At 69.9% G+C, this 21,400-nt stretch carries 17 protein-coding genes; 6 read left to right on the forward strand and 11 right to left on the reverse strand.

The window, feature by feature from the left end; translation table 11 throughout:
- Window positions 1-111: 111 nt before the first annotated feature.
- Complete coding sequence (locus MFF06_RS01560) at window positions 112-1,005, reverse strand: ketopantoate reductase family protein (RefSeq protein ID WP_238201226.1); 894 nt, start codon at window positions 1,003-1,005, stop codon at window positions 112-114.
- Window positions 1,002-4,052 (reverse strand): D-2-hydroxyglutarate dehydrogenase YdiJ, encoded by a 3,051-nt coding sequence (ydiJ, locus tag MFF06_RS01565; protein WP_238201227.1) that lies wholly within the window; start codon window positions 4,050-4,052, stop codon window positions 1,002-1,004. Before ydiJ ends, MFF06_RS01560 begins: the two co-directional genes overlap by 4 nt.
- A gap of 95 nt (window positions 4,053-4,147) precedes the next feature.
- On the opposite strand from ydiJ, the gene MFF06_RS01570 reads away from it, so the two are divergent.
- The 6 genes from MFF06_RS01570 (at window position 4,148) to rpmG (ending at window position 9,779) form a co-directional block, all read left to right on the forward strand.
- Window positions 4,148-4,486 (forward strand): hypothetical protein, encoded by a 339-nt coding sequence (locus tag MFF06_RS01570; RefSeq protein WP_238201228.1) that lies wholly within the window; start codon window positions 4,148-4,150, stop codon window positions 4,484-4,486.
- A gap of 220 nt (window positions 4,487-4,706) precedes the next feature.
- Window positions 4,707-7,022: a ribonuclease R gene (gene rnr, locus MFF06_RS01575; protein ID WP_238201229.1), complete on the forward strand. Its 2,316-nt coding sequence runs from the start codon at window positions 4,707-4,709 to the stop codon at window positions 7,020-7,022.
- Window positions 7,023-7,139: 117 nt separating this feature from the next.
- On the forward strand, window positions 7,140-7,601 hold the full coding sequence (locus MFF06_RS01580) for a DUF983 domain-containing protein (RefSeq protein ID WP_238201230.1): 462 nt from the start codon (window positions 7,140-7,142) through the stop codon (window positions 7,599-7,601).
- The gene (locus MFF06_RS01585; RefSeq protein ID WP_238201298.1) at window positions 7,579-8,301 is read left to right on the forward strand and encodes an NUDIX hydrolase; all 723 of its coding nucleotides are present in this window, start codon (window positions 7,579-7,581) and stop codon (window positions 8,299-8,301) included. The genes MFF06_RS01580 and MFF06_RS01585 overlap by 23 nt, the downstream gene beginning before the upstream one ends.
- Window positions 8,298-9,503 (forward strand): MFS transporter, encoded by a 1,206-nt coding sequence (locus MFF06_RS01590; protein ID WP_238201231.1) that lies wholly within the window; start codon window positions 8,298-8,300, stop codon window positions 9,501-9,503. The genes MFF06_RS01585 and MFF06_RS01590 overlap by 4 nt, the downstream gene beginning before the upstream one ends.
- A gap of 108 nt (window positions 9,504-9,611) precedes the next feature.
- A complete protein-coding gene (rpmG, locus tag MFF06_RS01595; protein WP_238201232.1) occupies window positions 9,612-9,779 on the forward strand; it encodes a 50S ribosomal protein L33 in 168 nt (55 codons plus the stop codon).
- A 101-nt stretch (window positions 9,780-9,880) separates the two neighbouring features.
- On the opposite strand, the gene MFF06_RS01600 is transcribed toward rpmG, so the two are convergent.
- From MFF06_RS01600 to MFF06_RS01640, 9 genes are all read right to left on the reverse strand, one after another.
- Complete coding sequence (locus MFF06_RS01600; protein WP_238201233.1) at window positions 9,881-10,795, reverse strand: LysR family transcriptional regulator; 915 nt, start codon at window positions 10,793-10,795, stop codon at window positions 9,881-9,883.
- A gap of 78 nt (window positions 10,796-10,873) precedes the next feature.
- Window positions 10,874-12,532, reverse strand: a complete 1,659-nt coding sequence (locus tag MFF06_RS01605; RefSeq protein ID WP_238201234.1) for an OFA family MFS transporter — start codon at window positions 12,530-12,532, stop codon at window positions 10,874-10,876.
- A gap of 166 nt (window positions 12,533-12,698) precedes the next feature.
- Entirely contained in the window at window positions 12,699-12,992 is a 294-nt protein-coding gene (locus MFF06_RS01610) for a formate dehydrogenase subunit delta (protein ID WP_238201235.1), read from the reverse strand.
- 5 nt (window positions 12,993-12,997) lie between these two features.
- Entirely contained in the window at window positions 12,998-15,865 is a 2,868-nt protein-coding gene (gene fdhF, locus MFF06_RS01615; RefSeq protein ID WP_238201236.1) for a formate dehydrogenase subunit alpha, read from the reverse strand.
- A 10-nt stretch (window positions 15,866-15,875) separates the two neighbouring features.
- Window positions 15,876-17,435: a formate dehydrogenase beta subunit gene (locus MFF06_RS01620; RefSeq protein ID WP_238201237.1), complete on the reverse strand. Its 1,560-nt coding sequence runs from the start codon at window positions 17,433-17,435 to the stop codon at window positions 15,876-15,878.
- A complete protein-coding gene (locus tag MFF06_RS01625) occupies window positions 17,432-17,908 on the reverse strand; it encodes a formate dehydrogenase subunit gamma (RefSeq protein ID WP_238201238.1) in 477 nt (158 codons plus the stop codon). Before MFF06_RS01625 ends, MFF06_RS01620 begins: the two co-directional genes overlap by 4 nt.
- Window positions 17,909-18,168: 260 nt before the next feature.
- A complete protein-coding gene (locus MFF06_RS01630; protein WP_238201239.1) occupies window positions 18,169-18,825 on the reverse strand; it encodes a glutathione S-transferase family protein in 657 nt (218 codons plus the stop codon).
- An 89-nt stretch (window positions 18,826-18,914) separates the two neighbouring features.
- Complete coding sequence (locus MFF06_RS01635) at window positions 18,915-19,400, reverse strand: cytochrome c-type biogenesis protein (RefSeq protein WP_238201240.1); 486 nt, start codon at window positions 19,398-19,400, stop codon at window positions 18,915-18,917.
- Window positions 19,397-21,400: a heme lyase CcmF/NrfE family subunit gene (locus tag MFF06_RS01640; protein WP_238201241.1), complete on the reverse strand. Its 2,004-nt coding sequence runs from the start codon at window positions 21,398-21,400 to the stop codon at window positions 19,397-19,399. Before MFF06_RS01640 ends, MFF06_RS01635 begins: the two co-directional genes overlap by 4 nt.

The following is a 21,400-nucleotide window of genomic DNA, read 5'->3' on the forward strand; positions in this document are numbered from 1 at the left end:
GTCATTGCGAGCGAAGCGAAGCAATCCAGGGCAGCGGGACGCTCCAGAACAAGGCGGCTCCCTGGATTGCTTCGCTACCGCTCGCAATGACGGCTTGGCGCAGGGGTCATCTCATTCCACCAGCTTCACCAACGCGTGCAGCACCCGGTTCACCGGAGTCGGCACACCGAGTCGCTCGCCCTCGCGGACGACGTAGCCGTTGAGATGGTCGATCTCGGTGCGCTTGCCCCGGGCGAGGTCCTGGGCGGTGGAGGAGCGCTGCTCGGCCATGGTCTGCGCGATGGCGCGGACCTGGGTGAGGATGTCCTCCGGCAGGCGCACGCCGCTGGCGGCGGCGACCGCTTGGCACTCGGCCACGGCATCCGCGAGCACCACTTCGATTCCTTCGCCGGCAAAGAGACGGCCGTAGGGCCGGCCGCTCAGCGCGGAGAGGGCGTTCCAGGCGCAGTTCACCGTGAGCTTCGTCCAGAGGGCGTCGCGGACCCGTTCCGAGACCGTGACCGGCACGCCGGCGGCGATCAGGACCTCCGCCGCGTCCTCGCCGCCCGTGCCGACGATGAGGTCGCCCCGGCCGTGATGGCGGACGTGGCCCGGCCCGGCCATCTCGGTCGCGACGTAGACGGCCACCGGCACGACCGGCCGCCCGATCACCGCCGCCAGCCGCTCGCCGTTGTCGACGCCGTTCTGCAGGCTCAGGACCGAGGCTCCCGGTGCGAGGTGCGGGATCATGGACTGCCCGGCGGCCTCGGTGTCCCCCGACTTCACGCAGACGAGGACGAGATCGGCCCCCGCCACGCCCTCGGGTCCGGCGACGGCACCGAGCCGGATCGCCTCGCGCCCCGCGGCCGTCTCCAGGATCAGGCCGTCCGCGCCGACCGCCTCGACCAGGGCCGGGCGGCCGACGAGGGTGACGGCGTGCCCGGCCTTCGCCAGCACCGCGCCGTAGTAGCAGCCGACGGCCCCGGCCCCCATCACGGCGACGCGCGGCGATTGCGAATGGGTCATGCGGCCAAGGTCTCCCGTGTCGCGACCGCGCTCGTCCGCACATGGTCGAGGAGCGCCCTCACCGGATGGCGCAGGCGGATGCCGTCCACGATCTTCACCTGGGACCGGCAGGAATAGCCGTCCGCCAGGAGGTCGGCGGCCGAAGCCTCGACGTGGCGTGCCCAGCTCTGCCGGTAGATCGTCTCGGAGGTCGCCCTGTTGCGGAGTTCGTGGCCGTAGGTCCCGGCCATGCCGCAGCAGCCCGAGGCCGGGACATCGAGGGCGAGGCCGAGATGGCGAAAGACCGCCTGCCAGTCCTTCACCGCGCCGGGGGCGTTGGTGCGCTCGGTGCAATGGGGCAGCAGGCGGAAGCGGCCCCCGCCCTCGCGCGGGGCGACATCCCCGAGGCGGCCGGAGAGCCATTCCTGCACCATCTGCACCGGCGGCACGGAACCGGCGGGGAGCGCGGCGGCGTATTCCGAGCGGTAGGTGAGCGTCATCGAGGGGTCGATCCCGACGAGGGGCACGCCCTCCGCCGCCAGCACGCGCAGGGCCGCCGCGCCGTCGGCGGCGGCCCGGCCGAACCGGGCGAGGAAACCGTGGACATGCAGCGGCTTGCCGTTCGGCCGGTAGGGCGCGAGCCAGGGCCGGAAGCCGAGTTCGACCAGCAGGGCGCAGAGGTCGGCGACGAGGTCCGCCTCGAAATGCGTGGTGAAGGCGTCCTGCACGATCACCACGGACCGCTGGCGCTCCGCCGGGTCGAGGCCACGCAGGGCCGCCGGGGTCGCGGTGGCGACGCCGAGACCCGCCAGCGCGCCCGCGAGGTCGAAGGTCGAGAGGGCGGGGATCGCCACCAGCCCGAGCCGGGCCAACACCGCGCGGGCGAGGGGGTTCGCCGTCAGGATGTTGCCGAGCCGGGGCGCCCGCGCCGCCAGCGGCAGGAGCGGTTCGAGGGCGGCGATGAGGTGGTCCTTGAGGGGGCGCGGGTAGCGCTGGTGGTAGAGGGCCAAAAACTTCGCCCGGAAGCTCGGCACGTCCACCTTGATCGGGCACGAGCCCGTGCAGGACTTGCAGGCGAGGCAGCCGTCCATCGCCTCCTTCACCGCGTGGGAGAAGTCGTCCCCCTTGCCCGCGGGGCGCAGGCTGCGGAGCAGGTCGCCGAGCCAGTTCGGCCGCTCGGCCCTCAGCGCGGCGGCGGGGTCCGCCCCGGCGGCGGCGGCCAGCCGCAGCCACTCGCGCATCAGCGAGGCGCGGCCCTTCGGCGAGTGGCGCCGCTCGCGGGTGGCCTTCCAGGACGGGCACATGGCCTCGTCCGTGTCGAAGGAGAAGCAGGCGCCGTTGCCGTTGCAGTGGAGCGCCGCGTCGAACTCGTCGCGGTTGGCGAGGGGAATGGTCCGGTCGGCCTCGCCCCGGCGGGGCACGCCGTCGATCCGCGTCAGGGGATGGCCGGCGGCGGAGGCGATCTTGCCGGGGTTCATCCGGTCGCCGGGGTCGAAGGCGCGCTTCACCGTCTCCAGCACGGGCACCAGGGGGCCGAAGGTCTCCGGCACGAATTCGGAGCGGAAGCCCTTGCCGTGCTCGCCCCAGAGCAGCCCGCCGTAGCGCCGGGTGAGGGCCACGACGCCCTCCGTCACCTCGCGGATCAGCGGAGCCTGGGCGGCGTCCTTCAGGTCGATGGCCGGGCGGACATGCAGCACCCCGGCATCGACATGCCCGAACATGCCGTAGCGCAGGCCCTTGGCATCGAGGAGGGCGCGGAACTCGGCGATGTAGTCGGCCAGCACCTCCGGGGGCACCGCCGTGTCCTCCACGAAGGGAATCGGCCGGGCATCGCCCTTCGCCGCGCCGAGCAGGCCCACCGCCTTCTTGCGCATGGTCCACAGCCGCTCAATCGCCGCGCCCCGGGCGATGGTGTAGCCGACACGCTTGCCGTGGCTCCCGCGCTCGGCGTCGAGGGCGTCGGTGAGCCGGCTCAGGGCCGACTCCACGGCGCCCTCCTCGTCGCCCACGAACTCCACGAGGTTGATGCCTTCGACCGTGCGGCCCGCCGGGTCGTCGGGGAAGAAAGCGCGGACCTCGGCCCAGATCGGATCCTGCCGGGCGAGGCCGAGGACAGTGGAATCGATGGTCTCGACGGAGGCCGCGCCGAAGGGCATCAGCGCCTGCGCATCCCGCAGCGCCGCGTCGAAATCGACGTAGGACAGGGCCACCAGGGCCGCCGCCTTCGGGATCGGCAGCACGTTGAGGCGCGCCTCGGCGATGAGGGCGAGCGTCCCCTCCGCGCCGCAGATCAGGCTCTTCAGGTCGAACCGGCCCCGATCGTCCCGGACATGGGCGAGGTCGTAGCCGGTGAGGCAGCGGTTGAGCTTCGGGAAGCGCGCGGCGATCAGGCCCGCATTCGCGGTGATGGCCTCGTCCACCGCCCGGTGGATCTCGCCGACCCGACCGGGCGTGGCCTTCGCGGCGGCGAGGCCCGCCGCATCGAGGGGTTCGGCGGTCCAGACCGTCCCGTCGGTGAGCACGCAGGTCAGCGCCAGTACATGGTCGCGGGTCTTGCCATAGAGGCAGGAACCCTGGCCGCAGGCATCGGTGGAGATCATCCCGCCGATGGTGGCGCGGTTGGAGGTCGAGAGTTCGGGGGCGAAGAACAGGCCGTGCTTGGCGAGTTCCCGGTTCAACTGGTCCTTCACCACGCCGGGCTCGACGCGGACCGTCCGGCGCGCGACGTCGATCTCCAGGATGCGGGTCATGTGCCGGGAGGTGTCGACCACGAGGCCGTGCCCCAGCGACTGACCGTTGGTGCCGGTGGCGCCGCCGCGCGGGCGGATGACGATCTCTCGGAAGCGCGGGTCGTCGAGCAGGCGGGCGATGCGCACGAGGTCGTCGCGGGTCCTCGGGAAGGCCACGGCGCCGGGCTCGACCTGATAGATCGAGTTGTCGGTGGCGAAGACGGTCCGGTCGGCCGCCGTGAGGGACAGGTCGCCCTCGAAGCCCCGGGCCATCAGCTCGGCGCAGGCGGCCTCGTACAGCGGGACCGCGTCGGCGGTGCGGGTGAGAACCGGGATCATGCCCCGCGTTCTACACCCGGCCACCGCCAAGGAAAGCCGCAGCCGCCGGCACCAGCCTTGCCAGGGCGTCGCAACGGCGAAACACGAGGAGAGGCATGAACGCGGATGTCCAACGGGTCAGGGATGCCCTGGCCGAGCTGATCAAGGCGGCGCTTCTCTCGGACGACGCGAAGAGCCTCGCCTGCCGGGAGGCCGCCGCCGCGAGACTGAAGGCGCTCGCGGCGGACCCGCCGGACCCCGCCCAGGTGAAGATGGAGGGCGCCTGGACACTTGCCGTTCAGGCGGCCGAGACGCCGGAGCTGGCACCCTACGAGGGGCAGGTGAGTCTCACACTTCCCCGGCAGAGCCCGTTCACGTTGGCGGCGATGCTGGCCCCGGACTTCGACATCGACGGGGCGGTGGATCAGATCCGCAAGTCGGCTTCGACGGGGTAGAGGATCATTCGGCGGGTCATCAGGCCCTCTCCGTCTTTGCGAGCCGGGCAATGAAGGGCGGGTGCGGGCTAGAGAACCCGCCGCCCCTTGACCCGTGCCAACCTGCGGCATCTGTTGACGAACGCGGTCGGGTCGTTGCCGTGGGCCGCCCGCGCCACCACTTTAGAGGCTGGCGACCTCCATGACGGCGCCGCCCTTTCTCCAGACACGGCACGGATCGTTGGCACCCCGCACCCGCGCGAAGGCGGACCCCGCCCTTCCTCCGACGCTCCCCACGCGCGAGCAGATCCTCGCCTTCGTCGCCGAATCGAAGGAGCGCGTCGGCAAGCGCGAAATCGCCAAGGCCTTCGGTGTGAAGGGGGGCGCGGCCAAGATCGAGTTGAAGGCGCTCCTCAAGGAGATCGAGCAGGATGGAGCCCTGGATCGCGGGCGCGGCGGCCTCGCGGCGTCCGGTCGCCTGCCGCCGGTGGTGCTGGCCGACATCCGCTCCCGCGACCGGCACGGTGATTTCCTCGCCGTCCCCGCCGAATGGTCCGGCGAGGGCAAGCCGCCGTCCATCGTGCTGATGCCAGTGCGGGGCGGGCGCGGTGCCAAACGCCCGGCGCCGGGCATCGGCGACCGGGCGCTGATCCGCGTCGAGCGCGACGCCGAGGGCGGGTATTCCGGCCGGGTGATCAAGGTCATCGGCAAGAACAAGGCCGAGATCATCGGCGTCTACCGGGCAGGCGCCCAGGGCGGCCGGATCGTGCCAGTCGACAAGAAGGGCCAGGGCAAGGAGATCCTGATCCCGCCGGGCGAGGAGGGCGAAGCCCGGGACGGCGACCTCGTGAGCGTCGCGCTGGAACGCGAGACCCGCTTCGGCCTGCCGAAGGGACGGGTGAAGGAGCGGCTGGGTTCGCTGGGCTCCGAGAAGGCGGTGAGCCTGATCGCGCTCCACCTGCACGGCATCCCGCACGTCTTCGCCGACGCGACGCTGGCCGAGGCCGACGCGGTGAAGCCCGCGACCCTCAAGGGCCGCGAGGATTGGCGCGACCGCCCGCTGCTGACCATCGATCCGCCGGACGCCAAGGACCACGACGACGCGGTGATGGCCGAACCCGACGGGGACCCGGCCAATGCGGGCGGTTTCGTCGTCACCGTGGCCATCGCGGACGTCGCCGCTTATGTCCGCCCCGGCACCAGCCTGGACCGCGAGGCGCTGGAGCGGGGCAACTCGGTCTACTTCCCCGACCGCGTCGTCCCCATGCTGCCGGAGCGGATCTCGAACGATCTCTGTTCCCTGCGGGAGGGCGAGGACCGGCCTGCGCTCGCCGTGCGCATGGTCATCGCCGCGGACGGCACCAAGCGCCGGCATACCTTCCACCGGGTGATGATGCGCTCGGCGGCCAAGCTCTCCTACGCCCAGGCCCAGGCGGCCATCGACGGCCATGCCGACGAGAAGACCGCGCCGCTCCTCGACACCGCGTTGAGGCCCCTCTGGACGGCCTACGCCGCCCTGCGCACCGCCCGGGACCGGCGCGGGCCGCTGGCCCTCGACCTGCCCGAGCGCAAGGTGCTGCTGACGGCCGAGGGCGGCGTCGATCGGGTGATCGTGCCGGAGCGCCTCGACGCCCACCGGCTGATCGAGGAGTTCATGATCCAGGCGAACGTCGCCGCCGCCGAGACCCTGGAGGCGGCCAAGCAGCCGCTGATCTACCGCGTCCACGACGAACCGGCCCTGGAGAAGATGCGGGTCCTCGGGGAGGTTCTGGCCTCCATCGGCGTCAAGCTGCCCAAGGAGGGGGCGCTGCGGCCCGACCTGTTCAACCGGGTCCTGCGCTCCGTGGCCGAGACCGAGCACGCGATCTTCATCAACGAGGTCGTCCTGCGCAGCCAGGCGCAGGCGGTCTACTCGCCGGAAAACCTCGGCCATTTCGGCCTGAACCTGCGCCGCTACGCGCATTTCACCTCGCCGATCCGGCGCTACGCCGACCTCATCGTCCACCGGGCGCTCATCACCGCCTGCCAGCTCGGGTCGGGCGGCCTGCCGACCGGCGTCTCGGTGGGCGACCTCGCCGCCATCGGCGAGGGCATCTCCTCCACCGAACGCCGGGCGATGGCGGCCGAGCGCGACACGATCGACCGGCTGATCGCCGGCCACCTCGCCGACCGGATCGGCGCGACCTTCGCCGGGCAGATCTCCGGCGTGACCCGCGCCGGCCTGTTCATCAAGCTGGCGGAGACCGGAGCGGACGGGTTCGTGCCGATCTCGCAACTCGGCGCCGACTATTTCCGCCACGAGGAGGGCCGCCACGCCCTTGTCGGCGAGCGCACCGGCGAGACGTTCCGGCTGGGTGACCAAGTGGAGGTGCGCCTCGTGGAGGCGGCCCCCGTGGCGGGCGCGCTGCGCTTCGAGTTGCTGAGCGAAGGGCGGAAGGGCACCCGCGGCGGTGGCGGGCCGAAGAAGAGCCCCGGACGGCCGTTCAAGGCGGCGCCGGCCGGACGCCCCCCCGGAATCCGCAACACCGGGTCGCGCCATCGCGGCTCGCGGCGGTGAGCGCTTTCGTCATTGCGAGCGTCAGCGAAGCAATCCAGGGATACACCACATTCGGAAGCGACCCGCGTCCCTGGATGGCGTTGATGCGCTCGCACTGACGGAAAGGGAGTGCCAAGGATGCCCACGACGCCCGCACCCACTCGCACCGGTCTCATTCGCGCGATGGCCCGGGGCTTCATCGGCCGCTGCCCCCATTGCGGGCAGGGCAAGCTGTTCGGCCGGTTCCTGAAGGTGCGGCCGGACTGCGAAGCCTGCGGCCTCGAACTGCACCACCATCGTGCCGACGACCTGCCGCCCTACGTGGTGATCTTCATCGTGGCCCACCTCGTCGGCTACCTGATTCTGGAGACCGAAAGCGCCTACGACGTACCACTGTGGGTCGAAATGGGGGTGTGGCCGGTCTTTACCCTGCTGCTCGCCCTCGGGCTGCTCCAGCCCGTGAAGGGGGCGGTCGTGGGGCTGCAATACGCCCTTGGCATGCACGGCTTCGCCGCGCTACCGCGGGCCCGCCCCGCTCCGGGGCCGGAGGAGATCAGCCTTGCCCCAGCCGGACCCGGTGGCCCCTCAGGCCGCACCTGACTCGGCACGTCCGGCCGCCAGCCTCCGTCCCCGGGACGCCGCGACCATGATCATCCTGGACCGGCGCGGACGTGGCGGTCCGAAGGTGCTGATGGGCCGCCGCAGCCCGCGCCTCGCCTTCATGCCGGGCAAGTTCGTGTTTCCCGGCGGGCGGATCGAACTCGGTGATCGGGCGATGCCGGTGGCGAACGCCCTGCCGGACTATGCCGAGGCGGCCCTGGCCCGGCGGCTCAGCCGTCCGCCGCACCACCTCGGCCGGGCGCTGGCGCTCGCCGCGATCCGCGAGACCTACGAGGAGACCGGCCTCCTGCTCGGCACCGCCGAGTACGGCCCGCCCGAGACCGTGCCCGCCGGCTGGGAGGCGTTCCACCGCCACGGCGTGCTGCCCGATCTCGAGGCGCTGCATCTCGTCGCCCGCGCCATCACCCCACCCAAGCGCGTGCGGCGCTTCGACACCCGGTTCTTCACCGTCGACCGCAGCGCCGTCGCGACGGAGGAACCGGCCCGGGTCGGGGAGGATTGCGAGTTCACCGAGTTGGCCTGGGTTCGCCTCGAGAAGGCGCGCGACCTCGACCTGCCCTTCATCACCCGCACGATCCTCGACGAACTGGACATCCAGATCGCCGCCGACTTCGCGCCGCACCGGCCGATCCCCTTCCACTTCGAGCGATACGGTCGCCGAGAGCGGGACTTTTTGTGACACGCGTTCAGGAATCGAGTTCGGCCGTCGAGGCAGGGTGGGCTCCGAGCGACCGGGAGCGGGTCGCGGCCATCGCGGCGGCCATCGTCTGCGTCGCGGTGGTGGGCATCGGCCTCAGCCTGTCGATCCCGCTCCTGTCGATCGAGATGGAGCGCCGGGGGGCGTCGAGCACCCTGATCGGCCTCAACACGGCGATGGCCGGGATCAGCAGCATCTGCATCCTGCCCTTCGTGCCGAGGATGGCCGCGCGCTTCGGCGTCATTCCCCTGCTCACGGCCTCGCTCGTGATCTCGACCGTGAGCCTGATCGCCTTTCCGCTCACACCCGGCCTGTGGCCGTGGTTTCCCCTACGCTTCGTCTTCTCGGCGGGGCTCGGCGTCCTGTTCGTCCTGTCCGAGTACTGGATCAACGCGGCCGCGCCGCCCGAGCGGCGGGGCTTGATCCTCGGCGTCTACACGACGGTGCTGGCCCTCGGCTTCGGCGTCGGCCCGGTGCTGATCGCCCTCGTCGGGACGGAGGGACCCTGGCCCTACTTCCTCGGGGCCGCCCTGGTTCTGGCGGGCCTCCTGCCGGTGCTCCTCGCCCGGGGCCTCTCCCCGGCGGTGGAGGGCGGGGCCGGGCGGGGCCTCCTCGGCTATGTCCGCCTCGCCCCCGCCGCGCTGCTGGCGGCGCTGACCTACGGCGCGGTCGAGACGGGCATCTTCGCGATCCTGCCCCTCTACGGCCTGCGGATCGGCTACGACGCGCAAGGCGCGGCGAGCCTCGTGAGCCTGATCGCGCTGGGCAACGTGCTGTTCCAGATCCCCTTCGGATGGCTCGCCGACCGGATCGACCGGGTCTCCGTCCTCCTCGGCACGACGCTGGCCTGCGCGGTGGGCTCCGCCCTGATCCCCGTCGCCTCGGGCTCGGCGCTGGGCCTCGGCACGATTCTGTTCCTGTGGGGCGGGCTGGCGGGCACGCTCTACACGGTCGGGCTGGCGACCCTGGGCGCGCGGGTGCCGCAGGGCGACCTCGCCGGGGCGAATGCCGCCTTCGTGGTGCTCTACAATGTCGGGCTGATCCTCGGGCCGCCGGTGATCGGCGGCGGGCTCGACCTGATCCCGCCTGACGGGTTCGCCTACGCCCTGCTCCTGCTGTTCCTTGCCTACGCGGCGGCGATCCTGGCGAGCCGTGGGCGAGGGGCCGGGCGCCTCTCCCCTTGACCTTCCCGCCCCGATCGGGCATCCCACCCGCCTCATTCGGCCGGGTCTTCCCGGCCCTTTTGCGTTTCGCTTGCGCGGCGGAATGCCAGCCGCTCAGGAGCAACCGCCATGGCCAAGGCCGTCACCGTCAAGATCAAGCTCGTCTCCACCGCCGACACGGGCTACTTCTACGTCACCAAGAAGAACTCCCGCACGCAGACCGAGAAGCTGACCGCGCGCAAGTACGATCCGGTCGTGCGCAAGCACGTCGAGTTCAAGGAAAGCAAGATCAAGTAAGATCGATCGATCGTGTGTTTTGAAAGGCCGCCATACCGGCGGCCTTTTTTATTTTGGCGCCCGGTCGTCGCGAGCGATGAGGATCCACGATAGCGCGGCCGCTACGCGGGAGGCGCCAAGCCCTCCGCCGCCATGGCCTGCGCCAGGATCCGGGCGGTTGAGACCAGGGCCGTGACCATCGGCGTCGAGGGATCCCGCCGGGGCGCCACGAGGCCGATCGTGTGGACAAGGTCCGGCGCCGTGATCGGGATGGCGTGCAGGCCCTCGATGGTGCCCAGGGCATCGACCAGCACCTCCGGCATGATCGAGGCCCAGCGGAGCGTCCGCACGTGGCTGACCAGCACGATCATCGAATTCGATTCGAGGGTGGCCGCCGGCTCGCCGCCCGCCGCCCGGATCTGCTGATCGATGATGCGGCGGTTCTGCATGTTGGGCGTGAGCAGGCAGAGGGGGACGCGGCCGGTTTCGGCCCAGGTGATGGAGTCCCGTCCGTCGAAGGGGCCGCCCGCCGCCGTCACGAACCGGTAGCGCTCTTGGTAGAGCGGCACCGAGACCACCCGGCCGAGGGGTTCGTTGTCGAGGTAGGTGAGGCCGGCATCGGCCTCCAGGTTCTCGATCAGGGAGAAGATGTCGGCGGAAGTTGCCGACTCGATGGACAGCCGCACGTCCGGGTGCCGCTCGCGGTAGGGCGTCGTCAGCCGGGCGACCATCGGCAGGGCGGTGGGGACGGCGGCGATGCGCAGGTGGCCGGTGAGGCCCCGGCGCAGGCCCGTCACCTCCTCGTGCATGGCGCGCGTATCGGCGACGATGCGCCGGGCCCAGGCCAGCACCCGCTCGCCCTCCGGGGTGAAGCCCTGGAAGCGCGAGCCGCGCAGGACGAGTTGCACGCCGAAGCGATTCTCGAGCTGCTTCACGCCGGCCGAGAGCGTCTGCTGCGTCACCCCGCAGGCTTCGGCGGCATGGCCGAAATGCTGCTCGCGGGCCAGCGCGAGCAGGAAGTCGAGCTTGTCGATCACGCGGTCAGTCCCGGCCTGTCGATCGGCCTGACGTAAGCGTGCGAGGAGGCCGGGACAATCCGGGGGGCCTCCGTCCTGTCACCGGAACAGGATCAGCGCCTTCGACAGGGTGATGCCGATGCCCCAGAGGATGGGGATGCCCACCACCGCCCAGGCCAGCAGCGCCCCGAGGCTGAACCCGCCCCGGCCGATGCCGAAGGAGCCCGAGCTCGCCGGGCGAACGCCCTCCCCTGCGGCGAGGGCGGCAACCTCCGCGTCCGGCATGAACCAGCGCTTGGCGAGCGGCCGGACCAGCAGGTTGCAGACGAAGCCCGCCGCCAGGAAGCCCGCCAGGATGTACATCGTCCGGCCGTAGAGGTCGGCCCCCTGCACCCCGGCCGCCGCCTGGATCTCCCGGATCTTGGTGACCACGAAGGGACCGACGATGCCGGCCGTGGACCACGCGGTGAGCAGCCGCCCGTGGATGGCGCCCACGAACTGGGTGCCGAAGATGTCCGCGAGGTAGGCGGGAATGGTGGCGAAGCCGCCGCCGTACATCGACAGGATCACGCAGAAGATGCCCACGAACAGCGCCTGCGCCCCCGCATTCGCCGCGCTCGGGGCGGCGGCGTAGAGCAGCCCGCCGAGGAGGAAGAAGGTGGCGTAGGTGGCCTTGCGCCCGATCCGGTCCGAGAGGGAGGCCCAGAAGAATCGCCCGAGGATGTTGAAGAGCGAGAGCAGGCCGACGAAGCCCGCCGCGATGGCGGCGACCTGCGCCTTCTGCCCGCCGTCGAGGGCCGAGAGCGCCGTGCCCGGCTGGCCGATCAGCGCGCCGCCGAAGATCTCCTGCAGCATCGGCGAGGCGAGCGCCAGGACGCCGATGCCCGCCGAGACGTTGAGGCAGAGCACCAGCCACAGCATCCAGAACGGGAAGGTCTTGTGCGCGTCCCGGAGGTGGACGTGCCCCGCCGCGATCATCGCGCTGGAGGAGGTCGGCTGCGTCCAACCCTCCGGCTTCCAGCCGGCGGGGGGAACCCGGTAGCCGAGCGCCCCGGCCGTCATGAACAGCAGGTAGCCGATGCCCATCACCGCGAGCGTCGGCCAGACACCCGCGGAATCCGCCGTGCGGAAGGACTTGATCAGGCTGTCGGCCAGCGGCGAGCCGATCATCGCCCCGCCGCCGAAGCCCATGATCGCCATGCCGGTGGCCATGCCGCGCCGGTCGGGAAACCATTTGATCAGGGTCGAGACCGGAGAGATGTAGCCGAGACCCAGGCCGATGCCGCCGACGAGCCCCATCCCGAGCCAAACCAGCCAGAGCTGGTGGATGTAGACACCGAGGGCGCCGATCAGGAAGCCGCCGCCCCAGCACAGGGCCGCCACGAGCCCGGCCTTACGCGGACCCGCCCGCTCCAGCCAACCGCCGAACAGCGCCGCCGACAGGCCGAGCACGACGATGCCGATGGAGAACACCGTGACGAGGTCGCTGACGCGCCAATCGCAGGTGGTGGTGACGAGGGCGGTCATCACGCCCATGTCGGGGCAGGCCGCCGGCGCGGGCTGGCCGACCGAGAGTGCCCGGCTCAGCGGCAGCCAGAAGACCGACAGGCCGTAGGCCATGCCGATGCAGAGGTGGATGGCGAGGGCGGCGGGGGGAACGAGCCAACGGTTGAAACCGGGCTTGGCGATCGTGCGCTCTCGCGTCAGGAAGCCATGCGACACACCGGGCACGACCGCGCCCGCAAGCCCAGCACTCATCCGCAACCTCCCGCAACGGCCTCGTTGATCGGGCCGTAATGCGAAATACACTTAGCGCGGAGGCGCGGGCGCGGCTAGCTGAGGCGAGCCGACCCTCAGATTAATCCCTGAGAACCGTCCGATTTTTTCACGGATGCCACCAGGCGATGCTTGGCGGCATCCTCGTTCAACCGGCGTCGCTGGCGCCCTCACCGAGCTTCTGCGGGTCGCGGGTCGCCGGACGGACCGGGCTTTCGGCCGCCGGCTCGTCCGTATGTAGGGCCCGGCGGACAAGGATGTCCGCCTTGTCGCCGAAACCCGGCAGGGCCGCCTCGAGCCTGTGGACCATCTTCGGCGTCCAGAACGCCTCGATGTGCTTGTGGATGCCGGCCACCGCCTCCTCCTCCGGGTAGGACCGGAAGAAGGAGGCGATCTGGTTCGCCATCCGCAGGAGCTTGTCTTCCTGGGTCGCCGCCGCCATCGCGCTTACTCCGCCGCTTCCTTGGCCGCACCTTGCGCGATCCGGGTGAGGGAGAAATCCTCCTCGTAGAACTTCGCCTGCCAGTCGGAGGGCCGGTTAGTCCGCCGCACCTGCACCGCCGTCACCTTGTACTCGGGGCAGTTGGTCGCCCAGTCCGAATAGTCGGTGGTGATGACGTTGGCGCCGGTCTTGGCGTGGTGGAAGGTCGTGTAGACCACCCCCGGCTGCATCCGCTCGGAGACATGGGCCTTCAAGGCGATGTCGCCCGAACGGCTCTCCAGCGAGACGAGATCGCCGTCCACGATGCCGCGCAGTTCGGCATCGAAGGGGTGGATCTCCAGCACGTCCTCCTCGTGCCAGCGCGAGTTCTCGGTCCGCCGGGTCTGCGCGCCGACATTGTACTGGGACAGGATGCGGCCCGTGGTGAGGATGAGCGGGAACTTCGCCCCCGTCCGCTCCTCGGTCGGCACGAACTCGGTAATCATGAACCGGCCCTTGCCGCGCACGAACCGGTCGACGTGCATCATCGGGGTGCCGAGCGGCGCCTTCTCGTTGCACGGCCACTGGATCGAGCCGAGTTCGTCGAGCTTGGCGTAGGACACGCCGGTGAAGCTCGGGGTGAGGCTCGCGATCTCAGCCATGATCTCGGACGGGTGGCTGTAGTTCATCTCGTAGCCGAGCGCCTTGGCGAGAAGGATGGTGCCCTCCCAATCGCCGTAGCCCCCCATCGGCGGCATCACCTTGCGCACGCGGCTGATGCGCCGCTCTGCATTGGTGAAGGTCCCGTCCTTTTCGAGGAACGAGGCGCCCGGCAGGAAGACGTGGGCGTATTTCGCCGTCTCGTTCAGGAAGATGTCCTGAATGACGATGCACTCCATCGCCATCAGACCCGCCGTCACGTGGTGCGTATCGGGGTCGGACTGGGCGATGTCCTCGCCCTGAATGTACATGCCCTTGAACGAGCCATCGACGGCCTCGTCCAGCATGTTGGTGATGCGAAGGCCCGGCGCGTTGTCGAGCTTGGCGCCCCACAGGGCCTCGAAGCTCTCGCGGGTGGCATCGTCCGAGACGTGGCGGTAGCCGGTGAGCTCGTGCGGGAACGAGCCCATGTCGCAGGAGCCCTGAACGTTGTTCTGGCCACGGAGCGGGTTCACGCCCGCGCCGAGCTTGCCGATGTTACCGGTGGCCATGGCGATGTTGGCCATGCCCATCACCATGGTCGAGCCCTGGCTGTGCTCGGTGACGCCAAGCCCGTAGTAGATGCCGGCCGCGCCGCCCTTGGCGTAGAGCCGCGCCGCGCCGCGCACGGCCTCGGGGTCGAGGCCGGTGAACTGCTGCTGGTTCTCCGGGGAGTGTCGCTCTTCGGCGACGAAGCGCGCCCAGGATTCGAACTCCGGCAGGTCGCAGCGCTCGCGCACATACGCCTCGTCGATCAGCCCTTCCGTGACGATGACGTGGGCCATCGAGTTGATGAAGGCGACGTTGGAGCCCGGCTTCAACGGCAGGTGGAAATCCGCCTTGATGTGGGGCGACTTCACGAGGTCGATCTTGCGGGGATCGGCCACGATGAGCTTGGCGCCCTGGCGCAGGCGCTTCTTCATCCGCGAGCCGAAGACCGGGTGGCCGTCGGTCGGGTTGGCGCCGATCACGAGGATCACGTCCGAATCCTCGACGGACTTGAAGTCCTGCGTGCCGGCCGAGGTGCCGAGCGTGGACATCAGGCCGTAGCCGGTCGGCGAGTGGCAGACCCGGGCGCAGGTGTCGACGTTGTTGTTGCCGAAGGCGGCACGGACCAGCTTCTGGACGAGATAGGCCTCCTCGTTCGTGCAGCGGGATGAGGTGATGCCGCCGACGGAGTCCTTGCCGTACTTGGCCTGGATGCGCTTGAACTCGGAGGCGGCGCGATTGATCGCCTCCTCCCAGGACACTTCACGCCACGGATCCGTGATCTTCTCGCGGATCATCGGCTTGGTGATGCGGTCCTTGTGGGTGGCGTAGCCGTAGGCGAAACGGCCCTTCACGCAGGAATGGCCCTCATTGGCCTTGCCGCCCTTGTAGGGGACCATGCGCACCACGCGGGTGCCCTGCATCTCCGCCTTGAACGAGCAGCCGACGCCGCAATAGGCGCAGGTGGTGACCTCCGCGTGCTCGGGCTGGCCGAACTCGTGGATCGTCTTTTCCTGGAGCGTCGCGGTCGGGCAGGCCTGAACGCAGGCGCCGCAGGACACGCACTCGGATTCCATGAAGTTTGTCGGCCCGGCGGCAACGCGGCTGTCGAAGCCCCGGCCTTCGATGGTCAAGGCGAAGGTGCCCTGCACCTCCTCGCAGGCGCGCACGCAGCGGTTGCAGACGATGCACTTCGACGGGTCGTAGGTGAAGTACGGGTTCGACTCGTCCTTCGGCAGGTACTTCTCGGCGGTCGGCTCCACGTGGTTGTCGCCGTCGTAGCCGTAGCGCACGTCGCGCAGGCCAACGACGCCGGCCATGTCCTGCAACTCGCAGTCGCCGTTGGCGGCGCAGGTCAGGCAGGTCAGCGGGTGATCGGAGATGTACAGCTCCATCACGCCCTTGCGGAGCTTGGCGAGCTTGTTGGTCTGCGTGCGCACGACCATGCCGTTCTCGGCGGGCGTGGTGCAGGAGGCCGGGGTGCCGCGGCGTCCCTCGATCTCCACGAGGCAGAGGCGGCACGAGCCGAAGGGCTCGAGGGAATCGGTGGCGCAGAGCTTGGGGATCTGCGTCCCGGCCATCGTGGACGCGGCCATGACGGAGGTGCCGGCCGGGACCGTGACCTCCATGCCGTCGATGGTCAGGGTGACGGTCTGCTCGGCGACCCGGATCGGGGTGCCGTAGTCGATCTCTTTGATGAGGGCCATCGGAGCCTCCTCACTCAGCCGCAGCCGGGAGATCCCCGGCGCGCCTGAAATCCTCGGGGAAATGGGTGATGGCGCTCATCACGGGCATCGGCGTCAGGCCGCCCATGGCGCAGAGCGAGCCGTCGGTCATGACCTCGCAGAGGTCCTCGACGAGCTTCAGGTTCGCCTCCGGCCGGATGCCGGCGATCACCTTGTCCATGGTCTCGACGCCGCGCGTCGCGCCGATGCGGCAGGGCGTGCACTTGCCGCACGATTCGGTGGCGCAGAACTCGAAGGCGAAGCGGGCCTGGGCCGCCATGTCGACGGTGTCGTCGAACACGACGATGCCGCCGTGGCCGACGAGGCCCTTTTGGGCCGCCATCGCCTCGTAATCGAGGGGCGTGTCGAGCAGGTGATCGGGGAAGTAGGCGCCAAGCGGCCCGCCGACCTGCACGGCCCGGACCGGACGGCCCGAGCGGGTGCCGCCGCCATACTCCTCGATCACCTCGCGGAGCGTGATGCCGAAGGCCAGCTCGATCAGGCCGCCATGCTTGATGTTGCCCGCGAGCTGGATCGGCAGGGTGCCGAGCGACCTGCCCATGCCGTAGTCGGCGTAGGCCTTGGCGCCGTTCTCCAGAATCCACGGCACGGCCGTGAACGTCATGACGTTGTTGACGAGCGTCGGCTTCCCCAGGAACCCCTTCAGGGCCGGGATCGGGGGCTTCGCCCGCACGATGCCGCGCTTGCCCTCGAGGCTCTCCAGCAGCGAGGTCTCCTCGCCGCAGATATAGGCACCGGCGCCGAGGCGAACCTCCAGATGGAAGGTCTTGCCGGAGCCGAGGATGTTCTCGCCCAGCACCCCGGCCTTCACGCCGTTGACGATGGCCTCCTTCAGGGTTTCGAACGCCTGGGGATATTCGGAGCGCAGGTAGATGTACCCCCGAGTGGCCCCCGTCGCGACGGCGGCGATGGTCATGCCCTCGATGAGGTTGAAGGGGTCGCCCTCCATCATCATCCGGTCGGCGAAGGTGCCGGAATCGCCCTCGTCGGCGTTGCAGACGACGTATTTCTGCTCGCTCTTGGCGAGCATCACCGTGTTCCACTTGATGCCCGCCGGGAAGCCGGCGCCACCGCGCCCGCGCAGGCCCGACTCGCGCACCGCCGCGACGATGCCCTCGGCATCGAGCTTCAGCGCGTTTTCCAGGCCGCGATAGCCGCCATGCGCCCGGTAATCCTCGACGGAGACCGGATCGATCACGCCGCAGCGGTGGAAGGTGAGGCGCTGCTGCTTGGCGAGGAAGGGAATTGTTTCGGGATCACCCAAGCGGAGAGCGTGGTCGCCGCCCGTGGTCAGCCCGGCATCGAGGAGGTCATCCACGTCCTTCAGGGTCACGGGCCCGTAGGCGACGCGCCCCTCTTTCGTGGCGACCTCGACCATCGGCTCCAGCCAGAACAGGCCGCGGGAGCCGGTGCGCACGATGGTGACGTCGAGCCCGCGCCGCTCGGCGCCCGCGAACAGCGCGCGGGCGACCTTGTTGGCGCCGAGACCCAGGGCCACGGCATCGCGGGGGATGTACAGGGTGACGCTCACTGGCGAACCTCCGTCAGGGCGGCTTCGAGGGCGTCGGCGGTGAGATGCGCGACGGGCTCGCCGTCGACGAGCGCGGCCGGACCGTTGGCGCAGAGGCCGAGGCAATAGACCGGCTCGACATGGGCCGAGCCGTCCTTGGCCGTCCCGTGCCAGTCACAACCGAGACGGCCCAGGATCTCCCGGTGCAGGGCGTCCGAGCCCATGGCCTGGCAGGCCTCGGCGCGGCACAGCTTCACCTCGTGGCGGCCGGTGGCCGGCGCCTTGCGGAAGTCGTGGTAGAAGCTGACGCACCCGAACACCTCGGCGTTCGAGATGTTCAGGGCATCAGCGATCAGCGGGATGGCGCCGGAATCTACGTAGCCGAAGGTTTCCTGCAACGCATGCAGGATCGGCAGCGTTGCCCCCTCGAGGTGGACGTGGTCGGCGATGATGCCCGAGGCCCGCTCGGCGCTCCAGGGCTCGTGACGCAGCATGAAACTTTCCTGCCCAGTCTGTTCCTTTTCTAAGCTCGAAGAGGAACAGAATTGCAGGTGCGCATCAATCGCGCAGTCCGGTCGCCTGACAAAGATCCTCTGTCAGACTGTTACCATGCGGACGTCTTATTGGGGCACTTGTCCGCCCGCGGCATTCGTTAACGCTGTACCGCCGGTATCATGGGCGACCGGCATCCGATGCGATTCGACAGGGGAAACCCGTCGAACTCCCGACGACGCCATGAACAAAAGTGCAGCTTTTAGAACTCCATATCGAGTTCTTCGATCTCCTCCGGTTCCTGCGCCGCCTCCTCGGCCCACTCGACCATGAGCGGCCAATGCAGGATCGTGTCGCGGTACGCGGCGGCGGCGGGCGGCAGTTTCACGTCGTAGGTCCGGAAGCGGGTGCAGACCGGCGCGAACATCGCATCTGCAAGGCAGGGTTGCGATCCGAACAGGTAAGGCCCCTCGTAGCGGTCCAGGCAATCGTCGAAGATCGTGATGATGCGCTCGATATCCGCCTTCGCGCCGTTGAACAGCCGGAAGCCCGGATGGAACGCCTTCAGGTTCATCGGCAGGGCCGAGCGCAGGTTCACGAAGCCGGAATGCATCTCTCCGGCAATGGAATAGCAATGCGCCCGCTCGGCCCGGTCCCGGGGCAGCAGGCCCGCCTCGGGAAAGGTTTCGCTGAGGTAGGCGGCGATCGCGAAGGTGTCCCACACCACCACGTCCCCGTGCCGCAACCGCGGGACGAGGAAGGAGGGCGAGAGGTGCAGCAATTCGGCCCGGCTCGTCGAGTCGGTGCCCGACAGCACCTCCGTCGAGAAGTCGAGCCCGGCCATGCGGCAGACGAGCCAGCCCCGCAGCGACCACGAGGAATAATTACGGCTGGAGATGGTCAGGGTCGTGGCGTTCATCGTCCCCTCCGGCATGGCACCGATCCGGCCTCCTGATCCAAATCCCGTGCCGCGCGTCGGCCGGCGAATCGGGCTGGCGTGCCGGAAGCCTACTCCCGGCGCAGCAGCGCCGCGACCTCCGCCTCCTCGGACGCCGACAGGTGCTGCGCGGCGGCGGGCCGACGGCGGCGGGCCAACCGCCAGATCCCGAGGGCGCCGAGCAGCACGGCGAGCGCCGGAGTCAACCACAAGATCAGGGTGTGGGCGGCGAAGACCGGTCGCAGGAGCACGAACTCGCCGTACCGGGCGACGATGTAGCTCTTCACCGCCGCGTCGCTGTCACCCTTTTCCAGGCGGTCCCGCACCAGCAGGCGCAGGTCCTTGGCCAGCGGCGCGTCGGAATCGTCGATGGATTGGTTCTGGCAGACGAGGCAGCGCAATTCCTCGGAGATTTCCCGCGCCCGGTGCTCCAGGGCGGGGTCCTTCAGCACCTCGCTCGGCTGGACGGCTTGGGCCGGGAGCGGCGCAAGAAGGAGCACGGCCAGAACCAGCCCGGACCACCTCCGCCCGCCCGTGATAGGCCGGACGGCGCTCATTCCGCCGGCACCGCGCCGCGGGCGACCGCCCGGCCCTTCGCCTTAGCCGGGGCGCCGACCCGCATCCGCCGGTCCGTCAGCGAGAGTGCCCCGCCCAGCGCCATGACCACCGCCCCGAGCCAGATCAGGAGGACGAGGGGCTTGTAGTACAGGCGCAGGCCGATGGAGCCGTCCTTCCCGACTTCACCGAGGCTCGCATAGACCTGGCTGAAGCCCCGGGTGAGCAGGCCGGACTCCGTCACGGTCATCTGACGGCTCGGGTAGAATCGGCGGCCGGTCTCGACCTCGCCGATGGCGTGCCCGTCCCTGTCGCGGATGGTGACGAAGGCGCCCGCCTCCTCGTAGTTCGGGCCCTTCTTCGGGGCGACCCGGTCGAGCGTCGCCACATAGGGGCCGACGGTCAGGCTCTGGCCGGGGTTGAGGCTCGCCAGCCCCTCGCTCGCCCAGCCCTGGGCGGCGATGCCGATCACCACGACGCCGACGCCGGCATGGGCGAGCGCCGTGCCCCAGGCGGACCGCGGCAGGCCCACGGCCCGCTGCGCGATCACGCCCAGGGAGCGCGTCCGCCGGACGCCGTAGCCCCGGGCACGGCTCACGATCTCGAGGGCCGAGCCGATCAGGAGGTAGGCGCCGAGACCCACGCCCACGGGCGCCATCATCGGCCCGCCCCAGGTCATCGCCAGCACCGCGAGGCCGACCACGAGGGCGACGCCGAGGGCCACGAACAGGCGCTGCGAGGCGGCGAGCATGTCGCCCCGCTTCCAGGCCAGCGTCTGCCCGAAAGGGACGATCAGCAGGAGCGGAATGGCCAGCGGCACGAAGGTCGCGTTGAAGAAGGGCGGCCCCACCGTGATCTTGTCGCCCGTCAGCATCTCCAGCAGCAGCGGGTAGAGGGTGCCCACGAACACCGTCGCGCAGGCGGCCACGAGGAACAGGTTGTTGAGGACGAGCGAGCCCTCCCGCGAGATCGGCGCGAACAATCCGCCCTGGCGCAGGAGCGGCGCCCGCCACGCGAACAGCGTGAGCGATCCGCCGATGAACAGAACGAGGATCGCCAGGATGAAGACGCCGCGCGTCGGGTCCGTGGCGAACGAATGCACCGAGGTCAGCACGCCGGAACGGACGATGAAGGTGCCGACGAGCGACAGGGAGAAGGACAGGATGGCAAGCAGCACCGTCCAGACCTTCAGCGCATCGCGCTTCTCCATCACCACCGTGGAGTGCAAGAGTGCCGTCCCGGCGATCCAGGGCATCAGCGAGGCATTCTCGACCGGATCCCAGAACCACCATCCGCCCCAGCCGAGTTCGTAATAGGCCCAGTACGAGCCCATCGCGATGCCGAGCGTGAGGAACACCCAGGCGGCGAGCGTCCAGGGGCGCACGGCCCGCGCCCAGACGGCATCGATCCGCCCCTCGATCAGCGCGGCGGCGGCGAAGGCGAAGGTGATCGAGAATCCGACATAGCCGAGGTAGAGGAGCGGCGGGTGGATCGCGAGGCCGGGATCCTGCAACAACGGGTTGAGGTCCCGGCCCTCCAGCGGCGCCGGCACGACGCGCGTGAAGGGGTTCGACGTCGTGATGATGAACAGCACGAACACGAAGGTGATGAGGCCCTGCACGCCCAGCGTGTTGGCCCGCAGGCGCGGTGGCACGGAATTGCGCGCCCCGGCGACGCAGGCGCCGAACAGCGTGAGGATCAGCACCCAGAGGAGCATGGAGCCCTCGTGGTTCCCCCAGACGCCGGAGATCTTGTAGATCAAGGGCTTCTGGGTGTGCGAATTCTCCACCACGTTCTGGACCGAGAAGTCCGACGAGACGTGCGCCCAGGTCAGGGCGGCGAAGGCGAAGAGCACGCAGGCGAAGGCGCCGAGCGCCGCCTGCGAGGTGGTCTGCCGCAGGGCCGGGTCGCTGGAGCGCGCCGCCCAGACGGGCATCACCATCTGGACGAGGGAGAGGGCCAGCGCCAAAGCGAGGGCGAAATGTCCGGTCTCAACGATCAC

Source organism: Methylobacterium aerolatum (genome assembly GCF_022179085.1).
GTDB lineage: Bacteria > Pseudomonadota > Alphaproteobacteria > Rhizobiales > Beijerinckiaceae > Methylobacterium > Methylobacterium aerolatum.